We start from the raw sequence: 19163 nt of genomic DNA, 5'->3' as shown, positions 1-19163 counted from the left end.
CTATTGTTTGTGTATGCCAATATCTCTTTAGCAACTTGTCCAACACCGCAGTTGCAATCACAATTTGATCAAATCGAATTGAAGCTTTTAAATAATCCAGATAATCGTTATTTCCAATTAGCCTATTCCATATTAATGTCTGAGTGTGAATCGCCAATAGCTCAAAGTAAGTGGCAGGCAAACGGTCGTTCGCTCACAAGTTTGGGCTTTTCAACCAATCCCAGTCGTCTTTCAAACTTAAATGCATTTGAAATTACCTTGCCCGAAGGAACGCTGAGTTTTTTAAATCAAAGCAAGCCCAAGTCTTCAGTTTTTGGAGGTGTGGATATAAGTGTCAATTTAATCTATAACAATCAATATAGTTTGGCAATGAGTGTTTCACGACAAGAGTATGCCATGGTGGCAGAACAGGAGAGTTATTTTATTGGTATTGATTCGGTTATTAATAAAGTTGATTTAGCAGGGTTGTCAGTGTCTAAGCAAACTTTATTTGGGATTGAGCAAAATACCTTAAAACTTTTTTACAAAAAAACGCTCAGTAAGAAAATTAGCTTTGGGGTTGTTTTGGCAGAAAATAGTTACCGAAACGCAACAATCTTCAATGACAATCAATTAAATATAGAAGTAAGCGCTTTCTTAGATAATACATTAAAAGTACAAGCGGCTGCTATTTCTAGCTTTCCTCAACAAATTAGAGCGGGTGGGCGTTATGATGCATTAGAGTTTAATTTAATCAAAGGGCGCTCAGTAAGTGAGGGTGTTAATGCGTTTTTGGGTGTGGGATTGCGCTTTCAAAAAGACTCACAAGCATATAGTCCGCTGATAAAAAATAATGCAGTTAGAGAGTTAGTTGTTTTAAAGGGTATGGCGTTATTAGAGAAAAGCTTCAAAACAAAATTTTTGGGTGATTTTAAATCTTATGCGCGAGTCAGTTACTTAGAGCAAAAAAGTAGTTTGGCAATGTTTGAATGGCATACGCTGGATTTTGAATTAGGCCTATTAAAAAGCTGGTAATTTTTTAAACTGTGACTTGTGTCACAAAATAAATGATGCAATTTGCTAGAATTTAGTTGCAATGTCATAAAAGGCTAATAGAATAGCAGGCTAACTTTGGAATGCATTCTTTTAAGAAAGTGTGACAAGGCAAAATATTATCGATAATATTTATTTAAAAAACGTAATAGGAGAATATTACAATGGCAATTACAGCAGCACAAAGACTAGATATCATTAAAGCAACGGTATCAGTTTTCGGAATCGCACCAGCGGGATACATGACCGCATTGACTTCAATTTATGAAGCCGTTGGTGGTAACTTAACAGCGTTCACAACCGCTTTAACTAACACGGCTGCTTATCAGTCAGCTTCTTTCTATCCTTCATACTTAACAAATGCAGAAGTTGCTACTAAAATGGCAGCTGCGTTTGCATTAAGTGATACAACAACTCCAGCGGGTCAAGCAGCTTATGACTACTTCTTGGCTAATCTAAATGCTGGTGCTTCTGCAGGTTCTTTATTTGCAGCAGCTCAACAGTTTCTTGACACAACAACTGACACAGCTTTCGCAACTGCAAAAGCAACTTTAGCCAACAAAGCAGCTGTTGCAGAATACTACACAGTAACTCAAGCAGCTACTGGTACTGATTTAGGTGTTTTAGCTTCTGTTGTTTCTGGTGTAACTTCAACAACTGATGTTTCAACTGCCGCTGCAATGGCAGCTGTAATTTCTACAACTGCTGGTGCTGCTTCTGGTCAGACTTTCACGCTTACTACAGGTGCGGACAACATAACTGGTACAGCAAACAACGATACATTCTCAGGTTTGTCTCAAGCAACTGCTGCTGCTGCTACTGACACTTTAACTGCCGCTGATATTATTGATGGTGGTGCAGGTATAGACACATTAAACATCACAACAACGGCTGCTAATACTGACGTAACTGATGGTGCCCAAATAACTAATATTGAAGTTGTTAATATCCGTGCAGCAACAGCTGGTACGACGTCTACATTAGATGCTTCTTCAATTGCTGGATTAACTGGTGTTAATGCAAATGCTGGTGCTGGTGCTGTAACAGTAACTAACCTAGCTACTGGTGCATCAATGACAGTAACTGGTAATGGTACAGTAACAAACGGTGCTATTACATTTGGTTATGCAACTGGTACTGATGCAGTGACTCTAAATGTAGCAGGTGGAACTAAAGTAGGAACCACAGTGTCTAATACAGGGACTGCAACAACAGCAACAATTAATTCTACTGGTGCTGCAAATATCCTGGGTACAGTTGATATTGCAAACGCAACATTAACATCAGTAACAATTAATGCAACAACAAATCTTAAGGCTGATTTATTGTCTCAGGCTACAGACCAAGTAGGTACTGACGGTGCAGTTACAATTTCAGGTGCGGCAACCACGGTTGAATTGACTGCGGCTTTGGACAATACGATTAAGACAATTGATGCATCTGGTTTAACAGCGGGTGGTGTTAAAGCAACCTTAGGAACTGGTACTGAAGATTATAAAGGTGGTGCTGGTGTAGATACCATTACATTGGCTGCTGGCGTGAAAACTGCCACTTTCGGCGCAGGAAATGATGTTGTTACAACAACAAGCAATGCTGGATTAGCTGGAACGGCTGCTGGTGTTGTTAATGGTGGTGAAGGAACTGATACTTTAGTCGTAGCTCACGCAAACGATGTGGATACTTCAGCTGAAAGAGCTGTTTTTACAAGCTTTGAAACATTAAATAATGCTACTACGGGTGCGATTGCTGCAGATGGTTTTACAGGAGTAACTTCATTGATTTCAAGTGGTATTCAGGGTGGTTTTACTGCAATGAATGCTACACAAGCAGCAGCAATTACAAACACGGCTGTTCAAGCTGGTGGTACAACTTATGCTTTAACAACAGCAACAGGTACTTCTGATGTTCTAAGTATTGAAACTAAACATGCAACTGCTACAACAGCAGCTGATTTAGCAGCTTTAACTGTAAATGGTTTTGAAACTATGAATGTAACTGTTTCTTCTGGTAATGTTGATGAGACAAATGCTGAAGCGACAGTAGTTAGTTTTGCAGCGGCAACTGATTTAACTTCTTTAAATATTGCTGGTGCATTTGCGGCAAATGTCATCCTTGATAACACATCCAAGGCTGTAACTGTAGCAAATACACTTTCAGGTACAGCAGCTATGAAAGTTGAAGGTGAATTGATTAAAGGTTCTTCTGTAACAACAACTGCAAACGGTGACACAATCGAAACTGCTCTTGCAGCCATTGCTGGTGTTCAAGGTGAGTTTGTCAGCTACAATGCAGGTGCTGGAGATGATGCAATTTCAACAAGCTTGACGGCGATTAATAACACAAACAATGCGTTAGCCTCTTTAAAAATTGAGGGTGGTGAAGGCACTGATACATTATCATTTGATACAGCTGATGCTACATTTGCTGACGCTCAGTTTCAGTACGTTACAGGTGTAGAGAAAGTAACTTTGACTAACATTACATCGTTATCTGTAACATCTGGTGGTTTCTTTGATAACAACTTCAAAGCTTCTGGTGTGACTTTGACAACTGGTACAACTGCAAACGGTGCAACCCAAACTATCGATTTATCTTCATTTACTGGTGCTGCAACAATAGTTGCAACTACTGCTGGTGATGGTGCATCAACTGCTGATAATTCATCAATTACAACAGGCTCAGGGGCTGACACAGTTACTTTGACGGCAACTTCATGGGTTGGTGCGGCTGGTGCGGCTGGTGCAATTAATGTTGTAACGGGTGGTGGTAATGATACGATTTCAGTTACTACTGGAACATTACTAGCTGTTACAGGTACAAATGCAGTTACGATTAACGCTGGTACTGGTGCAGATACAATTACTGCTGTTCATGATAATGCGGGTTCAGGTTTAGGTAATTTCACTTTTGTAATCGCTGATGGAGATTCATTGGCTGCATCACGTGATAAAATTACTGGTTTTGATTTAGGTACTGCTGCTAAATTTGCTGATACATTGGATTTAAATGGCACTCCTACTGTTACAGCTAACACGGCTGGTACAAATGGTACGGATAGCGGTTCAATTAAATCTCATGCTATAACAAGTGGTATTATCACTTTTGATGATGTTGATACTTTTGCAACTGCACTTACAGTAAATGAATCTAATTTATCAACTGTCTTGACTTATTTAGCAACAAATATCACTACAGCTGGCGATACAGTTGCATTTGCTTATGACAGTAATAGTGACGGTACTACTGATGCAACTATCGTTTTCCAGCAGGGAACAAACGATACTGTTGTTGAATTGGTTGGTGTTGTAGCTACTTCAATCTCTGCAACTAATGCAACTACTGCTGGTTTAATTGATTTGGCATAATCTCCTTGGAGATACACTTCAAGCTTCGGCAAAAGGTGTAAAGCAAAAACCAATCCCTAGCTTCGGTTAGGGATGCAGTTAGCCCCTCAATCCTCCTGGAGCGAGGGGTTTTCTGTAAATGGACTTTGGAAAAATAATAGAGTCTATTTACTGAAAACTACAAGCTGACGCCCTTCGGTTGTCGAATCATTCAGCACATTCAACAGACTGCGCTTGTTGAAAGTACTTCATGATTTTCATGCCAAAACATACAGATAACTTTATGAATTAAGTTTTGAAGAACGTACACAAACATACATTTAATCCATTAGCGATAAAGTTCAAAAATTTGTTATTCTCACATTACTTACCAACTATCCAAATTGTTAAAGAGCAACCCCCCCCTGAGGTGTTAAGCAATCTTGACCTCAAAACCTGTCTGATCAAAAATGGCTTTCTCAAAGGTGTCTGGTGAAACTATCCGCCTGCTATAAATAGCATCATGCAGGGGTATGCCATCATCAACTAAGCTTAACATTGCATCTCTGATTTGCTTCTCGTAATACGTCCAGACAAAGAAAAAGACACTGGACTTGGCATAAGCAAGAGCAGGTTCTTCTGGTGCTTCGATATCTATCCAGTTCACATTGTCAGGTAGGTCTTTGCGCGATTGACTCAATGCTATTGCAAAGACATCAGGTTCATAGGTGAAGATTAATGCCAATACTTCTCTACGTAATCTATCGGATTGTTGCTGGAACATTTCAAGCATTGGATGTTCAAGGTGACTGTTACGCTTACCATTAGCAAATGCAGTGAGTTCCTTCTTCACATCAGATTCATCAATAACGATGTCATTAGAAATCTGCTGTCTAAAACTACGCTTGAAGTCGGTATCCCATGCATAATTGAACACCAGACAATAATCACTAAATAATTCAGGGTTAGAGCTGTAACGGTAAAGCAAGCCAAAGCTAACAATCTGCAAACAGCTGCTAATATCATAGTTGTAATATCCTAAAAGCTTGCGTTCCGAACTACTGAGTCTCGTGAAGACGTTATAACTTCGACCATCGGATTCATCTGTAGAAGCAAGATGCCGAGTTGAAACTAAAAGCTGACCAGCATCAATATAAGAAGGGCTGGCATGGCTCAGTAAAGCAAATAGAGAAGGAATGCTCAACTCATCTAGCATATCAATGGAAACACTGGTCTGGTAAGGTGATGTAATATTAGAACTGGAAACGCTGAATAAAGATTTAAACTGTTCTTTTAGGTTTACGCTTGCTCGACTACATATGGTGGGGTGCATATGTAGCGAGCCTGTAAATCAAACTGTGTAAACGCTCATAGATTAAAATCCTCAAAAAAGGAAAAAAGCTATGAGCAACTTAGACCACAAAAAACTCCAAGAATTGGCCAAAGAACTTGCCAAGTCTGTTAAAACACAAGAAGACCTATCCAACCTTTCATCCATGCTGGTTAAGATGACTGTTGAAGCAGCCCTTGGCGCTGAGATGGAAGAACATTTAGGCTACTCAAAAAACCAAGTTTCCGATTCAACTAACAGCCGTAACGGCTACACCAGCAAAATCCTTAAAGGTGATCATGGTGAAGTTGAACTGTCCGTCCCTAGAGACCGTAACAGTACCTTTGAACCCGTCATCGTTAAAAAAGGCGCTACACGACTCACCCATATGGATGACCAGATTCTTAGCCTTTACGCTAAAGGTATGAGTACCCGAGACATCGTTGATGCCTTTAAAGAAATGTACGGTGCTGATGTTTCACCCACCCTCATTTCTAAAGTCACCGAATCTGTACTCGAGAAAGTTACCCAATGGCAAGAACGACCCCTCGATGAAATCTACCCGATTATCTACCTTGACGGCATAGTGCTCAAAATCCGCCAAGACAAACAAGTGTTGCGCAAAACCATGTATGTAGCGCTGGGCATTAACCTAGAAGGTAGAAAAGAATGTTTGGGGCTTTGGTTATCAGAAAATGAATCTTCCAAGTTTTGGTTAAATGTTTTAAATGACCTTCACGCCCGCGGCGTGAAAGACATTCTCATCGCATCGGTTGATGGCCTAACAGGATTTCCTGAAGCGATTAATGCTGTCTACCCTAAAACAGATATACAGCTTTGTATTGTCCATATGGTGCGTAACTCACTCAAGTATGTCGGCTATAAAGAACGCAAACTGGTTGCCACTGATTTAAAAGACATTTACCAATCCGTCACTGAAGCAGGTGCTTTAATGGCATTGGAGCGATTTGAACAAAAATGGGATGCAAAATTTCCCAGTATCAGCAAATCCTGGCGAACTCACTGGGATAATGTCTCAACCTTGTTTTTATATCCAGAATCGATACGCAAAGCGATCTACACCACTAATGCCATAGAGTCACTAAACTCTGTGATTCGCAAAGCGGTGAATAATCGCAAGATTTTTGGGCATGATAATTCGGCATTTAAAATTGTATTTTTGGCGATTGAATCGGCATCAAAAAAATGGACAATGCCGATTCGTGACTGGAATGCTGCGATGAATCAGTTTATGATTTTGCATGAAGACCGCCTTAAAGGGCGGGTGTAACCAAATGGGCGTTTACACAGAATTATTTACAGGCTCTATGTAGCGGACTAACTGTAAGTTGAGAACATAGGTCTGCATTTATTCTTCTAATTTCATGGAGTGCTAACTTAACTATCTCTTGAATAGTTTCTTGTCCCAGTTTAGTGAGTTTCCACTTCTTTGAGTATCTAGCAGAGCTGTAACTTTTGCTGCGACTAAATAGTTTGTCCACAAAAGCCACTTTAGTTCCGGAGTTCAGTAAATGTTTAACGGCTTTGTTTTGGCTGTTTATGACTATCCCAGAGTTATCTTTCTTAATCTGTACTTGGTTGGCAACTTGGACAAAGGCTTTTCCTAGTTCAATGATTGCATCAATCTTGTTTAAATGTGAAATCAACTTGACCTCATGTCTAAGTTGGTAGCCAGCAATCGCCCCCAATATTGCAGGGAATAGTTCATCACCGAGTTTAAGATGAGCTGTAGCATATTCAACATAGGTTTCTTTTTGCCGCCTTCTGACATACATCAAATCAAGGTTTGATGGTGGTGGTGCATCACTTAGGTAGTGTTGTATGGCTGTTTGATGTTTATTAATTGTTTGTCGGCTCAGTTGAGCGAGTCTAGCCAGTTCAGTGTAAGATGTTTGTGATGTGGTCTTGTCTGACTTTAGTACTCTGAGTACCTTTAAAAGTCGCTCATTTAAGCCGTATTTAACGTTTGTCATTATTATTACCTTTTTAACTGAAAGTTAATTAAAACCTTCCAGAGAGCTATTCTTTCGTTTTAGAGTGCGGTAAAATGTTTATTGTTAAATTGAATCTACCGTTTAACTCTGGAAGGTTCAAGTGTCTATAAGAGCGGGAACTTTTATAGGCACTTTTTGCTATTAATATTTGTCATTGCATTGTGACCATTGGCACCTCTGGTAGTTTCTGAAGTTGAATCAAGGGTAATGCCTTGAACGCTGCATTCGAAGCATCTACTAATGTATCGTTTGCTAAATGTGCATACCTTTGTGTTGTCTTGATTTGAGTGTGACCGAGTATCTTTTGCACTTCATACAGTGATCGTCCACTGTTGACTAGAAAGCTGGCAAATGAATGCCGCAGGTCATGGATTCGTAGTTCATCTAAACCAGCTCGCTTCCTAACCGTATTCCATGCATGGAAGATTTGTGTATAAGGTTTTCCAGTATCTGGGTTAGGGAAGGCATACTCAGAACTATCATGCTTTGTCATGGATTGAAGTAGTTGAATTGCACCATCATTAAGTGGAACATGACGAGTTGTACCCGTCTTATTCTTCTCGATGCGCCACAATCTGCGTTCAAAATCGAAGTCTTCCCATTTAGCTTGTAGCACCTCATTTTTACGTGCACCAGTCAGCAGAAGCATGGTGATAATCGGCTTTAACATTTTCGCCTGAGACTTATCGAGTTCTTCAAATAACCGTTTAGCTTCATCACTAGACAAGTATCGTTCTAATTTGTTATTTTCTTGATACAAGTCGATGCCTGAAGTTGGGTTTTGTCCAGCACCTTCAATTTCCCACTTTATGGCGCAGTTGAAGATGTAACGACAAAGAATAATGATTCGATTCGTAGAGCCGGGCTTGTGAGTGCTGCGATGTTTGGTAAAAATAGAAACCATGTCATTGCGTTTAATTTCATCTAAATGCTTATCCTTAAGAGCTGGTAGAATATGGTTCTTTAATAAGCTGACATCGGTATCCCAACTTCTTTTGTATCCCTTAATGTGGGGAAGGTAGTAGTTATCAATCAGCTCTTGGAATGTGATGACGCTGGTCTTTTTAACCTTGTCTTCAAAAGGGTTGTGACCAAGTGTGATTTGAGACAGATATTGTTTAGCAAGTTGTCTGGCATCGTTGAGGTTGAGAGCAGATGCGTCAACTTGTGAGAGTCTATTTTCTGTCCATCTACCATATGAGTTTTGGTATCTTAGGTAGTAATTTGTTTTTCCTGAAGTTAATACTTTGAGCAATAAGCCGTTAACTTTTGTATCGAAGTAATCGACTTTAGTTTGTCCTTTAGGACATTTGGCTTTATCCACGAAAGCCTGACTAAGTAGTTGTTTAGGCATGTTGTGTTCCTTTAAATTATTGGTTGAATTATTGATTATGCATTTGCACTGCGTTTTTCGGATACTGAAAGTATCTGATACTCATAGTATCTAATATTGGATTTTGAATGTCAAGCATTTATGATGGTTATCAAGAGTTTTTTGATTTTGTAGAGCATTTAAGAAGTCAGGAAATTCCTTCAGATGAGGCTCTGGAGCAGGATGTTGAGCGTTTTTTAAACGGTATTAGCCAGTATGGTAGTTTCCCAGATTCAGATGCCAGTAAAAGATTTGCTGAAGAAGTGTCTTTTGGTTTGATGACAAAATCTTGTAGAAATTTGCTAAATCAGTCTCAGCAGGAATTTGCTAAAAACGTAGGACTCAGTAAGCCAACGATAGCTCGGTTAGAGACATTTGAAACAAAGCCTAATTCAGAGATGACAGAGCGGATTATTGGTTATCTGAACTCAGAGGGTTTGACCATTTCCATATCAGGTTCTGAATATCAATTGTCAATCAGCCCAAGTGTCTTTATAAAATCATATCTATCAATGCTTAAAACTTCTAAAAGACGAAGTGACAGAAAAGTAAAAGAATAGTATTTTAACTAAGTTGTTGAAATATAAGTATAATATTTGTTTTCCGTAATTGAAACGATTTAATTTTGTAGAAAAAAACAAGAAATTACCAGATACTAATAGTATCTACAAGTTAGTTCTTTAAAAATCAGATACTTACAGTATCTATTATTTGGTCGCTTACTACAGGTGTTGACCAAGGTACTGCATTCACGGGTTCATCTGCTAATGATACATTTACAGCTATCGCTTCTAACGGTGGAACGGATGAAACTTTAAATGCTGCAGACATTATTAATGGTGGAGCAGGTACTGATACATTAAATTTAGTTGTTACTGCTACTGATGCAACAGCTCTTAATGCTGCAGTAATTACTGGAATTGAGACAATCAATGTTCGTGCTGCAGCTGCTGGTGTTACTGCAACAGTTGATGCTTCTGGTGCTGTTGGTGCAACTGCAGTTAATGCTAACACTGGTGCTGGTGCAGTTACCGTAACTAATCTTGCAACGGGTGCATCTATCGGTGTTATCGGTAATGGTACTACTGCTAATGGTACAGTTACTTTTGGTTATGCAACAGCTACTGATGCAGTAACTCTTAATGTTTCTGGTGGCACGAAAGCTGGTACTAACGTTACTAATGCTTCTGCAGGTAATGCTACAACTGCAACTATCAATTCTACTGGTGTTGCAAATACTCTTGGTACTGTTGACTTGAACGTAACTGGTGCTAACATTACTTCATTGACAGTAAACGCTACTACTGCATTTACAGCAACTTTGGCAGCTGACTATGCTGCAACTGCTGCTTTAACAGTAACAGGTGCTGGTGCGGTTAACGTTGGTAATGCTGGTACATTCAAAACTGTTGATGCTTCTACTAACACAGGTGGTCTTACAATGACACTTGATACAGTGACGACTTCATTTAAAGGTTCTACTGGAAATGATACAGTAACTACAGCAACTCTTGCTGCTCCTGCTGCTGGTATTATTGATGCTGGTGCTGGTACAGCTGATACACTAGTAGTTGCTGCTACTGCTGACGTTGCTTCTTCTGCATTGCGTGGTTCATACACTGGTTTTGAAGTACTATCAAATGCAACAACTGCTGCAATCGCTGCTGATGGTATTTCTGGTGTTACATCGTTGATTACTGCAGGTGATGGTGCTGGCTTTACAGGTATGAGTGCTGCCCAAGCTGCTGCGGTAACAATGACTGCTGATCAAACAGGTGCTCTTCAGTACGCGTTGACAACAGCTACAGGTACATCAGATGTATTGAATCTTACAGTTAAATCAGCAACTGCAGCAACTGAATTAGATGCAACTGGTCTTAACATTACAGGTTTTGAAACAGCTAACTTCACTGTAAGCAGTGGTGGAACTTCACTATACAATGCTGCAGGTACGACTGCATTGACTGCAGGTACAGATTACACAAGCTTGGCTCTTGGTACGGCTACAACTGATCTTACAAAAGTAACACTTGCTGGTGCAAATGCTGCAAAAATAAATCTTTCTGCCAATGCAACAAAAGTTACAACTGTTGACGCCTCTGCTAATACAGCTGGTGCTGATATCGTTATCGGTGGACAAACTGGTACCGTGGTTGTAACTGGTACAGGAACACGTGATATCGTTACTATGAATGCTGCTGGTGCGGGTGGATTGCAAACAGTTAATGCTGGTGCAGGTGACGATGCCATTTCTGCTACTCAAGCAGTTATGGCTGTAGCAACTATCAATGGTGGTGAAGGTACAGACACTATGACTCTTACAGATGCAGCAACATTGACTTTGGCTGATAACAGCTTTACAAATGTTACTGCAATCGAAAAAGTTGTAATTGGTTCTGCTACTGCATTAACATTTTCCGTCGGTGGTTTTGCTAATGCATTAGCAACAGCAAATAGTGGTGTTCTCGATGTAACTGCCTCAGCTCTTACTGGTGCTGTAACTATTGATGGAACTGGTCTTACTGGCACAAACTCAATGAAGTTAACACTTACAAACGTTGATACTGCTGCAAATGCTACAGCTACAACAATTACTCTTTCACAGGGTGCGGATGTTGTTACAATGACGGCTGCAAATAATACACAGACAGATACAATTACAATTTCTGGTGGTGTATCTGCATTGGCTTCAACTGCTGCAAAAACAATTGACTTGTCTGCTGTAACTGGAACATCAACTGGTGCTATCTCTGTAACTACTGGTGCAGGTGCTGACGTTGTCAAAGCTGCTGCTACTGCTGGTACATATGTGCTTGGAGCTGGTAATGATACCTTTACTGGTGGTGCTGGTGTTGATACTGTAACAGGTGGAACTGGTGTTGATACAATGACAGGCGCTGCTGGTGCTGACGTATTTGTATTTAGTGATGTTGATACTGATATTGATACTTCTGCTGGTGCTGTTACTGACATTATCACTGATTTCGTAACTACTAGTGATACTTTAGACTTTACAACTGCAGGATTAGTTGGAAACTATACTGAGCAATTGACTGCTGCTGCAAGTCTTGACGCATTGTTAACTGCTGCAGATACTGCGCTGAATGGTACAGTAAAATACTACTTTGGTGTTGTTGGTTCTGATGGTTACCTTGTTTATGACGCTGATGGCATTGGATATACTTCTGTTATTCAAATGACAGGTGTTACTGATATGGCATTTGGTGATATAGTTTAATTCCTGCTTCTATCTTTTCTTAAAGCCCTCGGGCTTTGGAAATTTCAGCCTCACTTTCTCTTCGAAGTTGGTGGGGCTTTTTGTTGAAAGGATACTTATAACAAAAGTAAACAAAAGGACACCCACTTAGTTTTTTAATACAAAAGGACACCCACTTTATTTAAAACTATCTAAAGGACACCCACTTTGTTTTCATCTCACTCCATTTTCTGCTAAACTAAACTTAATCAATAAAACTAAAGGACACCCACTTTGTTTTCAACTCACTCCATATTCTGCTAAACTAAACATAATCAATAAATAGGTATCCGTCATGACTAAAGCCCGTGAATCGCAAATCGACCTAAGTCAAACGCCTTGGTATCACCTAGTCAATCGCTGTGTTCGCAGAGCCTACTTATGCGGAGTTGACTCGATATCAGGTCAAAATTACGAACATCGCAGAGCTTGGATAGAACAACGCATTATGCAATTAGCCAATGTTTTTGCTATAGACATAGCGGCCTATGCCATTATGAACAATCACTATCATTTAGTGGCTAGAGTAAATCAAGAAAAAGCCCAGGCCTGGTCGAATTTAGAAGTTCTACAAGCCTGGACACAACTGTTTGCCAGCAATATAACTGTACAACAATATTTGCAATCCCCCGAAACTGCTGATGAGGCGATTGTTAAGCAAGTTAATGATATGGCTGATATTTATCGCAAACGACTTTATGACATCTCATGGTTTATGCGAGTGCTCAACGAATCAATTGCCAGAATGGCAAATAAGGAAGACCAAGTCACCGGACATTTTTGGGAAGGGCGTTTTAAAAGCCAAGCTTTGTTAGACGAAAAAGCCCTTTTGTCGGTCATGGCCTATGTTGACCTGAATCCTGTCAGAGCCAATATTGCACTATCCTTAGAAGATTCAGACTTTACAACAATACAACGCAGAATTAAAAACACCGAAGACTTTCCAGAACCGGCACTGGTTACACAAGAAAAACCTTGTGAAGTCATTAATCAACAGCAAAAACTCGAAAACGCCTTTCTGCAGCGCCTAGACCAAATTCCTAGAGCCAGTTTGATGGCTTTTGACGCTAACGCTTTAAACAACCAACAAATTCCCTTTGCCAAACCAGACTATATAGAATTTGTGAACTACCTAGGACAAGCTCTACATCCCTACAAAAAAGGCTTTCTATCCAGTACGCAAAAACCTAACCCTCTCATGCAGAAATACAAACTCACACCAGAAATCATCAATGTCATCTGCCAAGGAAAACTACTCAAAAGTTTTGGCGCAGCCATAGGGGACATCAAATCGCTCCAAAGACACCAGGCGCATCAACAAGTCAAATATCAAAAAGGCAGTGGTGTGGCAAAAATGATGTATGGATAAAGAATTTGCTTGTTAGGGTTGAATAATTAGATATAGGTACTATTAAATATTGGATGTTTTAAAATTTATAACTAAGGTACCTGAAAACTAAAGGAATTAATAATGAACGCAATCAAAATCAACGAAAAAGACTATAACCTAGAAGATTTATCAGACACAGCCAAGCAGCAACTAGCTAATATTCAAGCCGTTGATGCAGAACTGGCAAGGCTTAATTCAAAAGCAGCCATCTATCAGACAGCCCGTAATGCCTATGTAAATGCCTTAGCAACAGAGGTAGAGGCAACACCTTCAACAAAACCTGTAGCCAAAAAGACAGCAGCAAAATCTAAGTAAATAATATTGCAGTGAATTGGTTGGTTTGCAGGGCTTGATTTATTGGCTCTTCCGATCTCTGAAATTACAAGTAGTAATCCATTATGTTTTGGTAAAGCTTACTTTAAAGCACAGGTGCTAAAACCAGGGATATGATGTTTTTTTTCATTCTTGCTTGGCATTGTAGTTGCTTATCTTTATAGATAATTTAAGAGGGGTTTACCATGGTTGAGCTTGTTAATTCATCAATGTTTGCTTTTAATACACTGCCTGTATCGAAAGGCAATGATGATAATGATATCGGAGCAGGTAGCTTTAATGATTTACTTGATGTAGAGACGAAATCACTAGCTACAAAAGATGTTTTGTCGCAAGTTGACGCAAGTACATCTTTAGTAACGGATGCATTGACAGCTAAGGTTTATCGCCCTGATATGAAACATTTTATGGATGCAACTGGATTAAACGCTGCAGATGCCAGTGAAATTCTTTATGGTGTAGTCGGTTCAAATGTAGATACACGAAATTGGTCGGCTATTATGGCTAGCGACGACCCAGTATCAATGGCTAGAAAAGCGACGGGTGAGATGTATAACGTTGGTTATTCTTATAACCTTGATGCTTATAATGTGGATAAGGTTGGTAGTGGTAAAGTTGCGCAAAGTGGAAATTTTGTTTTGCAACAGCAGTTTGATGGGGATGGCAAGGTTACTAGCCAAGGTTTGAGACTGATTGACGGGCAAGGAAATTTATTAAGAGATGCAGGGAATGATGAACTGCAAATAAAGCGAAATGCTTGGCTCTTTGGTTTTGATACCGCCCCTTTACAGGCACTTATTGAGCCTGCTCAGTTAATCTCACAAGATTTAAGTGACGCAATTAATCAAGTTGTTAAAAATGATGAAATTTTTACGGAAGTGAAAGTGCAGCATGAATCTTCTGGGGCGTTAAGTGAAGCTAGTGATCTATTGGACTCTGAGGGTGAATTATTTAATCAGGCCTTAGCTTTAGTTTCTGCTCAACTAAATTTAGAAAGATCAATTGAGTAAATAATGAATCAGCAATATGCCGATAATTGAAAATTTATTTCACTATTGCTTTATGTAGTTAAGTCTTCTTTTGAAGTGCGTTGGGCTGCTTAATTTGTTAAGATAACTAGTTAATTTGAAATTGATTAGGGAGTTTAGATGGCAACTTGGGTCGCTGTAAGTAAAGAAAAGCATAAAAATGCTGGATGGAAAAAATTTAGCAATTATTCATTTGCTCAAGTAGATGCCGTAACTCCAGTATTGTTGGCTGAGCTAATGCATCTATTGCCCTATTATCCTTTAGCATTTACCCAAAATGCTGACGGGCAATATCAATTGGTTGTTGTTCAATCCTTGCAAGCAGGAGTGAATCTGTTTGTTAATAAAGCCGGACAATGGATGGCACCTTATGTACCATCTTCTTATAGAGGTTACCCTTTTTTGTTGATTCCTCAAGGGGATCAATTAATTCTGTGTGTTGATGAGAGTTCTGAGAACTTTCATGCTGAACTTTTACCCGGTGATACTCCTTTCATGCAAGCTGATGAGCTTTCTGATGAGTTGCAGTCGATATTAAACTTCCATAATTCTCGCAGTCAGAATCAAAAAATAACGCAGGAATTGGTTAATAAATTATCTGATTCTCAGGTTATTGTTCCTTGGGATATTCAATTAAAGCCGTCGAATGAATCTGATAAAGCTCAGTCAGTTAACGGTTTATTTAAAATTGACGAGTTAAAGCTTAGGGAATTAGATGCTCAAGTGCTTGTGGATTTAAATACTTCAGGAGCTTTAAGCTTAGCTTACGCTCAATTATTTAGCCAAATAAGATTAAAAGATTTTTCTCAGCGATATGAGTATTTTAATAAGATGCACCAAAAGCCTATGGATATAGACTTGGATAAATTATTTGGTGAAGATGATGATGGTCTTAAGTTTTAAATATTAGCAATCATTTGAATTCAATTCTTTATTAAAATGATTAAAAGAGAAACAACTTTAATGAAAAAAAACTTTCTAATTTTCATGGTTTTGAAGCTGTTGACGCCTGCTTTTGCAGAAGCTATCGAACCTAAACTTAATTTAAGTATTGATAAAGCATTTGAGATGACTCTTGAAAATAACGATTTATTGTCATCTAGAAAAGCGCAAATGGTGGCAGATCAAGAGTCATTAAATCAGGCTTGGGCAGGTGTTTACCCTTCTGTTTCTATTTCAGGTGTTTATGGCGCAGGCGAATATTCAACAACCTATACACCTAACACCAGTGATACATTTAATCGCTATGGTGTTCAGATTGTTCAACCCATTTTTTCTGATAGAAAATTCGAGTATATTTCACGCCAATCAACTTTTGCTGATTATTCAAAGATTAATTACCAGTTTGAAACTCAAAAAACTTTACTGGATATGACTTATGCGTTTTTAGATTTAGCTAAATCACAACGCTTAGTAGAGACTTATCGAGCTGAATTAGAGGATCATAAAGTTAAGTTTGTAGGCCTTGAAGCGATGTTGGAAAGAGGTTTAGCCACCAAGATGGATGTGTTGGAGGCTCAAGCAAAGCAAGATGATATTTTGGCTAGTCTAAAAGGTGCTGAATCAACAGAATTGCAAAATCGAAAAAAATTAGAAAGATTGTTGGGTGGTAAAACGATTCAGTCAGTAATTATTGATGAAACTTTGTGGCAAAGAGCCCGCAAGTGGGTAGAGTTTTCGAATTGGAGCGATTTAGCTAAGGATGCCTCCTTAAATTTAAGAATTGCTCGATATAATGTGCAGCTTGCTAAACAAGATTCTAACTTGGAAAAGTCTAGTTATTATCCTGAAGTTAACTTAAGGGCTGCTATTGATAATACCGATAGTTATGAGTCAACCTTTAGGGATAATAAAAAAATACAGTTAGAAATGACTTGGCCACTTTATGAGGGCGGGTCTACCAATTCTAAGGTTAGAGCCTCTAATCAAAAAATATTGAGTCAGCAGTTAGCGTTGCAAGATGCCGAAAAAATGTTGAATGTTCAAATTAATGAAGTGGTTACAGGTTTAATGAGTTCAGTTGCTAATATTGACGCATTAGATAAAAGTGTGACCTCTAATAAGTTGTATTTAGATTCTGCTGAAAAGGGCTTGTCTTATGGTTTGCGGGGCGTTTTCGATATTTTAGATGCTAAAACTCGTATATATGACACCGAAAGAAGAATGGTTAATGAAATCTACGGTAATCTAAGAGGGCAGTTTGAACTCTTGTTTTTACTAGGAAAGCTTGATGAAGAGCATTTGTCGCAATATTTGCAAAAAGATTTTACACCTGACCTTTTAAATCCCTGATTTGCCCCTATTCAAATAGTATCGTAAAAGTTTTAATGTGTTTGGCGCTCGATTATTTTGAGGGCTGTTTAGGAAAAATATGAAAAATATCCATGAGAAAACAGAGTTAGAAAAAGCCCTGTTTAATGTTAAAAAAGCTTTTTATTCAGTTGGCGTATTTAGTTTTTTTATTAATTTATTAATGCTGGTTCCTCCTTTGTACATGTTGCAAGTCTATGACAGAGTTGTAACTTCAAGAAGTGAAAACACTCTGATCATGTTAACCCTGATTGTGGTTGTGTTATTTATTACTATGGGGTTTTTAGAGTTTATTCGTTCTAGAATTTTAGTGAGAGTGGGTAACAGGCTCGACCAAGATTTGAATGCAGACCTGTTTGCTTCAATGTTTAAAAAATCGATTAAAGAACCTGGTCAAGGTGGTCCGCAACCAATCAGTGATATGACCAGTATTCGTCAGTTTATGACAGGTAATGGTCCTTTTGCTTTTTTTGATGCGCCTTGGTTACCGATTTATATCGCTATTTTATTTTTATTTCATGTTTACTTTGGCGTTTTTGCAATTTTTGCAGCTTTATTTTTATTTGGTTTGGCTTACTGGAATGAGGTTTCTACTAAGAAAATCCTGAGTGAGGCCAGCAACGAAAGTATTGTGTCAAGTCAATATGCGGGCGCTTGCATTCGTAATGCAGAAGTTGTTTCTGCAATGGGAATGGAAAATAACTTGCGCGAACGCTGGTTGCAAAAGCATTTAAGTTTCTTAAGTAAACAAAGTAATGCAAGTGACAAGGCAGGAGTCATCGCCAATATTTCTAAAACCTCTCGACTAATGTTTCAGTCATTAATTCTAGGGCTTGGAGCTTATTTAGCCATTACCGATCAGGTAACACCAGGGATGATGATTGCTGGTTCAATCATTCTGGGGCGAGCATTAGCACCATTAGACTTAATGATTGGTACCTGGAAGAGTTTTGGGGCGGCTCGTTCAGCTTACGAGCGATTAAATAAAATGTTTGCAGATTATCCAAGCCAACAGCGCAATATGACGCTTCCCGATCCTGTGGGGGCGATGAGCTGTGAAAATATTGTTGTCACTCCTCCAGGAAGCGGGATTCCAGTTGTAAGAGGGGTTACATTTGCGTTAAACCCCGGAGAAAGTTTGGCTATTATAGGGCCTAGTGCAGCTGGAAAGTCTTCTGTAGCAAGAGCCTTATTGGGTGTTTGGCCTTTAATGGGTGGTAAAGTTCGTTTAGATGGCGCTGATGTTCATGCTTGGAATAAAGATGAGTTAGGCCGGCACATTGGTTACTTGCCACAAGATATTGAATTATTTAACGGCACCATTAGTGAAAATATTGCGCGCTTTAATCATTTAGATCCAGAAAAAGTAGTGGCAGCTGCCAAAATGGCAGGTGTGCACGAAATGATTTTAAGGCTTCCGAATGGTTACGATACTTTTATAGCCGGCAATTCTGGGAGTCTTTCGGGTGGTCAAAGACAAAGAGTAGGATTGGCGCGTGCTTTGTATGATTCTCCCAAGTTAGTCATTTTGGATGAGCCTAATTCAAACTTAGATGATCAGGGTGAACAAGCCTTATCGGTCGCTTTGGAGCAATTAAAGCAAGCAAATGCAACCGTTATTGTTATTTCTCATCGCAAGCCGATACTCAAGCATGTCGATAAAATATTGTTAATGGCCAATGGAATGGTGAGAGGCTTTGGCAAAAGAGATGATGTTTTGATGGCGCTACAAAGTGGCGAGCTTTCAATTGCCGATAAGTCTTAAGGTTGGATA

Annotated in this window: 15 protein-coding genes; 11 read left to right on the top strand and 4 right to left on the bottom strand. The window is 39.1% G+C overall.

Translation table 11 applies throughout. The annotated features are described in order from the left end of the window. Positions 1-51: 51 nt before the first annotated feature. On the top strand, positions 52-1014 hold the full coding sequence (locus THMIRH_RS10440; protein ID WP_173292029.1) for a hypothetical protein: 963 nt from the start codon (positions 52-54) through the stop codon (positions 1012-1014). Between the two features lie 182 nt (positions 1015-1196). Further along, entirely contained in the window at positions 1197-4397 is a 3201-nt protein-coding gene (locus THMIRH_RS10435) for a beta strand repeat-containing protein (protein ID WP_173292028.1), read from the top strand. Positions 4398-4788: 391 nt separating this feature from the next. Here THMIRH_RS10435 and THMIRH_RS10430 read toward each other — a convergent pair whose 3' ends face one another. Continuing rightward, complete coding sequence (locus THMIRH_RS10430; RefSeq protein ID WP_173292027.1) at positions 4789-5688, bottom strand: hypothetical protein; 900 nt, start codon at positions 5686-5688, stop codon at positions 4789-4791. A gap of 70 nt (positions 5689-5758) precedes the next feature. Here THMIRH_RS10430 and THMIRH_RS10425 point away from each other — a divergent pair, with 70 nt between their 5' ends. Next, the gene (locus tag THMIRH_RS10425; protein WP_173291937.1) at positions 5759-6976 is read left to right on the top strand and encodes an IS256 family transposase; all 1218 of its coding nucleotides are present in this window, start codon (positions 5759-5761) and stop codon (positions 6974-6976) included. 22 nt (positions 6977-6998) lie between these two features. On the opposite strand, the gene THMIRH_RS10420 is transcribed toward THMIRH_RS10425, so the two are convergent. Together THMIRH_RS10420 and THMIRH_RS10415 are read right to left on the bottom strand one after the other, a co-directional pair. After that, the gene (locus tag THMIRH_RS10420; RefSeq protein ID WP_173292026.1) at positions 6999-7679 is read right to left on the bottom strand and encodes a hypothetical protein; all 681 of its coding nucleotides are present in this window, start codon (positions 7677-7679) and stop codon (positions 6999-7001) included. Between the two features lie 172 nt (positions 7680-7851). Then, positions 7852-9054: a site-specific integrase gene (locus tag THMIRH_RS10415; protein ID WP_173292025.1), complete on the bottom strand. Its 1203-nt coding sequence runs from the start codon at positions 9052-9054 to the stop codon at positions 7852-7854. 107 nt (positions 9055-9161) lie between these two features. On the opposite strand from THMIRH_RS10415, the gene THMIRH_RS10410 reads away from it, so the two are divergent. Next, complete coding sequence (locus THMIRH_RS10410) at positions 9162-9632, top strand: helix-turn-helix domain-containing protein (RefSeq protein ID WP_173292024.1); 471 nt, start codon at positions 9162-9164, stop codon at positions 9630-9632. Positions 9633-9759: 127 nt separating this feature from the next. Here THMIRH_RS10410 and THMIRH_RS10405 read toward each other — a convergent pair whose 3' ends face one another. Beyond that, positions 9760-10086, bottom strand: a complete 327-nt coding sequence (locus tag THMIRH_RS10405; protein WP_173292023.1) for a hypothetical protein — start codon at positions 10084-10086, stop codon at positions 9760-9762. A 241-nt stretch (positions 10087-10327) separates the two neighbouring features. On the opposite strand from THMIRH_RS10405, the gene THMIRH_RS10400 reads away from it, so the two are divergent. The 7 genes from THMIRH_RS10400 to THMIRH_RS10370 all read left to right on the top strand — a co-directional run bounded on the left by THMIRH_RS10400 (position 10328) and on the right by THMIRH_RS10370 (position 19154). Continuing rightward, entirely contained in the window at positions 10328-12310 is a 1983-nt protein-coding gene (locus tag THMIRH_RS10400) for a beta strand repeat-containing protein (protein WP_173292022.1), read from the top strand. Positions 12311-12623: 313 nt separating this feature from the next. After that, a complete protein-coding gene (locus THMIRH_RS10395) occupies positions 12624-13697 on the top strand; it encodes a transposase (protein ID WP_198415227.1) in 1074 nt (357 codons plus the stop codon). Between the two features lie 102 nt (positions 13698-13799). Then, the gene (locus THMIRH_RS10390) at positions 13800-14033 is read left to right on the top strand and encodes a DUF6447 family protein (RefSeq protein ID WP_173292021.1); all 234 of its coding nucleotides are present in this window, start codon (positions 13800-13802) and stop codon (positions 14031-14033) included. 203 nt (positions 14034-14236) lie between these two features. Continuing rightward, positions 14237-15061, top strand: a complete 825-nt coding sequence (locus THMIRH_RS10385; RefSeq protein WP_173292020.1) for a hypothetical protein — start codon at positions 14237-14239, stop codon at positions 15059-15061. A gap of 138 nt (positions 15062-15199) precedes the next feature. Beyond that, positions 15200-15982: a SapC family protein gene (locus THMIRH_RS10380; protein ID WP_173292019.1), complete on the top strand. Its 783-nt coding sequence runs from the start codon at positions 15200-15202 to the stop codon at positions 15980-15982. A 60-nt stretch (positions 15983-16042) separates the two neighbouring features. Beyond that, complete coding sequence (locus THMIRH_RS10375) at positions 16043-17371, top strand: TolC family protein (RefSeq protein WP_173292018.1); 1329 nt, start codon at positions 16043-16045, stop codon at positions 17369-17371. A gap of 79 nt (positions 17372-17450) precedes the next feature. Further along, a complete protein-coding gene (locus THMIRH_RS10370; protein ID WP_173292017.1) occupies positions 17451-19154 on the top strand; it encodes a type I secretion system permease/ATPase in 1704 nt (567 codons plus the stop codon). Positions 19155-19163: the final 9 nt, after the last annotated feature.

Origin of the sequence: Thiosulfativibrio zosterae, from assembly GCF_011398155.1 — a bacterium.
Lineage (GTDB): Bacteria > Pseudomonadota > Gammaproteobacteria > Thiomicrospirales > Thiomicrospiraceae > Thiosulfativibrio > Thiosulfativibrio zosterae.
This window is presented reverse-complemented; position numbering and strand designations above follow the sequence as displayed.

Coding starts and splice junctions, on each gene's coding strand:
- THMIRH_RS10390 (WP_173292021.1), top strand. CDS start 13,800: ATGAACGCAATCAAAATCAACGAAAAAGACTATAACCTAGAAGATTTA.
- THMIRH_RS10375 (WP_173292018.1), top strand. CDS start 16,043: ATGAAAAAAAACTTTCTAATTTTCATGGTTTTGAAGCTGTTGACGCCT.
- THMIRH_RS10385 (WP_173292020.1), top strand. CDS start 14,237: ATGGTTGAGCTTGTTAATTCATCAATGTTTGCTTTTAATACACTGCCT.
- THMIRH_RS10435 (WP_173292028.1), top strand. CDS start 1,197: ATGGCAATTACAGCAGCACAAAGACTAGATATCATTAAAGCAACGGTA.
- THMIRH_RS10425 (WP_173291937.1), top strand. CDS start 5,759: ATGAGCAACTTAGACCACAAAAAACTCCAAGAATTGGCCAAAGAACTT.
- THMIRH_RS10395 (WP_198415227.1), top strand. CDS start 12,624: ATGACTAAAGCCCGTGAATCGCAAATCGACCTAAGTCAAACGCCTTGG.
- THMIRH_RS10420 (WP_173292026.1), bottom strand. CDS start 7,679: ATGACAAACGTTAAATACGGCTTAAATGAGCGACTTTTAAAGGTACTC.
- THMIRH_RS10410 (WP_173292024.1), top strand. CDS start 9,162: ATGTCAAGCATTTATGATGGTTATCAAGAGTTTTTTGATTTTGTAGAG.
- THMIRH_RS10380 (WP_173292019.1), top strand. CDS start 15,200: ATGGCAACTTGGGTCGCTGTAAGTAAAGAAAAGCATAAAAATGCTGGA.
- THMIRH_RS10415 (WP_173292025.1), bottom strand. CDS start 9,054: ATGCCTAAACAACTACTTAGTCAGGCTTTCGTGGATAAAGCCAAATGT.
- THMIRH_RS10370 (WP_173292017.1), top strand. CDS start 17,451: ATGAAAAATATCCATGAGAAAACAGAGTTAGAAAAAGCCCTGTTTAAT.
- THMIRH_RS10430 (WP_173292027.1), bottom strand. CDS start 5,688: ATGCACCCCACCATATGTAGTCGAGCAAGCGTAAACCTAAAAGAACAG.